The sequence below is a fragment of the Halococcus morrhuae DSM 1307 genome (assembly GCF_000336695.1).
Lineage (GTDB): Archaea > Halobacteriota > Halobacteria > Halobacteriales > Halococcaceae > Halococcus > Halococcus morrhuae.
The window spans coordinates 1-1,110 of the sequence record NZ_AOMC01000018.1 but is presented as its reverse complement, the minus strand read 5'-3'; the positions used below and the strand labels follow the sequence as shown (position 1 = coordinate 1,110).

General features: G+C 50.6%; 1 protein-coding gene. It reads right to left on the bottom strand.

The features are described from left to right. A partial coding sequence (locus C448_RS15260) for a S8 family serine peptidase (RefSeq protein ID WP_152415489.1) occupies positions 1 to 949 on the bottom strand: 949 nt, incomplete at its 3' end. Between the last annotated feature and the right edge of the window lie 161 nt (positions 950 to 1,110).

The window sequence follows — 1,110 nt, the reverse complement described above, 5'->3', positions numbered from 1 at the left end:
CAGGCGCGGCAAGTTCGATTTCAGACCCGATATTCGAGAAATTCGATAGTTTGTCATTCTCTGTTATTGAACTTACAGCGAGTACGTTTTGGAAATCAGCCGGATGATTGACTGATCCTCGGCTGTCATTCCCAGCGGACGCAACAATCAAGACACCCTCGTCGTGGGCATATGCGCACGCATCCTTGAGTGTCTGAGAATAGTCGGACCCGCTAATACTCATACTTATAACATCATATCCCTGATCAGCCGCCCACTCAATGCCTGCAGCAATCCATGACCAACGTCCCCAGCCATTATCATTGAGGACTTTCCCGGCGTGAAGCGTCGATGTAGGAGCAGTCCCGACAACACCTTGTGTGTTGTCGCTAGCTGCTGCAATCCCTGCACAGTGCGTTCCATGTCCTTTGTCATCATCCCACGAAGATGTGTAATCAACGAACGATTTTCCAGTCCCAAGACGGGGTTGGAGGTCCGGGTGGTTTTGGTCAATACCAGAATCAAGAATGGCAACATGGGCTCCCGTCCCAGTGTCTTCGGCAGCTATAGTCTTGTCCGCATCAATCCGATCAATGCCCCATGGAAGGGTTTGATCATCAGCATCATATCTCCCATCTCGCTCAACGTAGCGTACGTTGTTACTCTGTCCGAGTGCATCGAGATCCGGTTGCCGATACTGTCCCACAACTGCCCCTCCGATCTCCCCGAAATCGAGAACCTGTTCGACTGAACTGGCACGAGCACTGGCTGCGGTTGCACCACCGGAAGATCTAGTCCCGACAATATATCTGTCAGAAGGTTCATCGGTACTTTGCTGCTCTTGGCTATTTGTATGCTGTTTAGCCTGTACCCCTCCAACAACTTGACCGAGAGCACTCGCCGCTAATGTTGTTTTTATAATATTTCTCCGTGAAATGTCAGTATTTTCGTCCGCTATTTCGTCACCCATAGGATAAACTAATCTCTGAGGGGTTCCAGTAAAGGTTTTGTGGGACTGTTGTGCACTTCTCAAGCTATCCCAGACTCCCGAAGCGCACTGCCGTTCACGGGTAGCCGTCGGTGTAGGGTGAGTCCTACAACTTGCAGTGTTGTGGGACCAATCCCTCCTCT